At 57.5% G+C, this 2,314-nt stretch carries 1 protein-coding gene; it reads left to right on the forward strand.

Annotated features, from left to right (window positions below; translation table 11 throughout):
• The first annotated feature begins 1,453 nt into the window (after positions 1 to 1,453).
• A complete protein-coding gene (locus BMW76_RS39990; protein WP_090874168.1) occupies positions 1,454 to 2,155 on the forward strand; it encodes a LuxR C-terminal-related transcriptional regulator in 702 nt (233 codons plus the stop codon).
• Positions 2,156 to 2,314: the final 159 nt, after the last annotated feature.

Consider the following 2,314-nt stretch of genomic DNA (forward strand, 5'->3'; position numbering starts at 1 on the left):
GACGCTGGGGCCACGCGCCACGCTGCATGTGGTGGACGACGCAGATCATTCGTTACACGTGCGCGCGTCCTCCGGCCGGACCGACGCGGAGGTCGTGCTCGAACTGGCACGGACGATGGCGGCGTGGTTCTTCGCCGAAGGAGAGTTCGTGCCCGTTACCTGAGCAAGCGCAGGAATGCAGGAATGCCTGTAGCAGAGTCAGGACGGCGAGCCGGCGAATTCGCCGTGCTGCACTCGCCTGCTCAACCCCTTCGCCATCCGCAGATGGTCTGTCGCATAGCCACGATTAGCGACGCCTGTCGCGTCAGCGACGTTTTCCCAGTGCCGAGTGAGTGAATTTGTCAGATCCGCTTGCGGTGATCCGCCTCCGGAAATCGCGGAGGGCATCTGCTTTGATTTGGCCGGCGTCGATCCGTGAGTGACCGCTTAGGGATGCGGGCGGAACCAGACTGGCGGAGCGTCGAACGACGCGCATTGGCCGGTCACTGCCCGACGCGGTCGTCCCTGAACGACCCGTTGGAGACGGTCGAGCCGCCGAACTTCCAAGGGCGGGAACCGGATGCGGAGCGGTCATTCCGTGCCGTCAATTGAGGACAACGCATCGGCCATTCCCGACATTCAAGCCTCATGGTTCATGAGGCAGCTTCAATTCACCTTGCTGCCAATCGGATCCCCCATAACCGCGAATATCACGTTCGCTTCCAGCGGATGAAGCGGATGCGTACTCTCAACCAGTTGCAGTCGTTCGACCCCAGGCGACCACAGCGCCGGCTTACGGGGCAGTTAATAAGGACCATTTCGAGTCGTATGCGAGTCGCGACGCCCAGCGGAGGCGGCGCACCTGGCCTGATCGCGACAGTTTGTGGAACCCCGTGCGCGGAAGCGGGGCCTCGACTGTCCGAGGTGGTCACCTGGAGGTTGCACTGCGCGAGCAACCCGCTGCCTTCCGGCGTCGGCGTCACGCAGTTGACGATTTCGATCGGCGTGCCCGCAAAGGCGATCTCGGGGACGACACAATGATGCGTTCCCGCAAGCGCCGGCCAAATGTGAGTTCCGGTGAGGGTGTTGGGATCACATTGTGATGTTCCTCCCTTCCAGAACGCGATGTATGCTCTTCGATATGTCGCGCCACCGGCCCGGTCGCGAAAAGCAAGAATCAAACCCTCAACGAGGCGAAGCAGGCGATGACGACTCTGAAAGGCTTGCGCGATCGCGCGATGCTGCCGACACTGGATTCCGCGTATCCAGCCTGCGTGCGAGTGCAGCGCCAAACGGCCAGAACTGCGTCAATCCCGTCGACCCAAAGTCAAGGGCATGCGCCTACTGCGGCGCTTGAGGCACGAATTTCAACGCTCGGAGAATGCCAGTGTCCAAGTTAGCTATCAAGCGGTGTCGCGCACAAACGTAGCGCGCAATCGATGGTTTTCTCTAAGGTATTAAGGGGAAGGCGGCCATGAAAATCCTATGGGTCGATGACCACGAAATTCTCTGCGTTGCTCTTTCCGAATATGTCCAAACACACGCATCCGAGTTGTGCGTAGTCCCAATCGAAGTCACACCCGTATTTACGCTTGCCAGCGCGCTTGAAGAAATGAGCAAGGTACCTCCCCCAGACCTTGTATTCCTGGATCTCAATCTGGACGGTGAGAACCGTGGCGCCACGACGCTGGAACATTTCCAGGCTGGCAATCCATCCAATGTTCCCGTGGTCGTCTGCACGGGACTCGCTCCTGGAAACGATGATGAAGTTGAAATCTTGCGAATGTGCATGCGTGACTACGCTGCTCGAGGAATCATTTTGAAGGGCGGCGCACACAAAAAAATGTTCATTGGACTGAGCAGGATTTTAGGAGGTGAACTCTGGATTCCGGAAGAAGTCTTGATGCGCTTTGCCTGCTCGACGCAAGGGCCTTCAGCTATCCGGAATCAGCATCATCTTGGACTCTCTACACGAGAGTGGGACGTGGCGCGTTGCATTGCAGGTGGCCTCTCAGGAAAACAGATCGCAAGAGAGCTTAACGTCACCGAGGGACATGTCAGGCAGGTTTCCTGTGTTATTTACGACAAACTTCAAGTCAGAAACCGCGTAGAAGCGGCACTTAAAGTCAATGCCGAGCTGACCGGTGGAAATGGGCCAGCTAAGGGACAGCCGTGAAAACCTCTGTGACACCATGGTTAACCGTTGTAGTGCGATCACTAGCATCCGCCTTCTGTCGATATTTTTGGCTTATGTTTTGCCAGCAAGGTCAATAAGGTCTGTTCAGAAACCGGTTTCGACAGAAGCTTCATGCCACTCGCAGCTACTTTTTTGAGC

Source organism: Paraburkholderia diazotrophica (genome assembly GCF_900108945.1).
Taxonomy (GTDB): Bacteria; Pseudomonadota; Gammaproteobacteria; order Burkholderiales; family Burkholderiaceae; genus Paraburkholderia; species Paraburkholderia diazotrophica.

Bases quoted from the DNA above. Each gene is read 5' to 3' on its own strand.
- BMW76_RS39990 (WP_090874168.1), top strand. From the start codon at position 1,454: ATGAAAATCCTATGGGTCGATGACCACGAAATTCTCTGCGTTGCTCTT.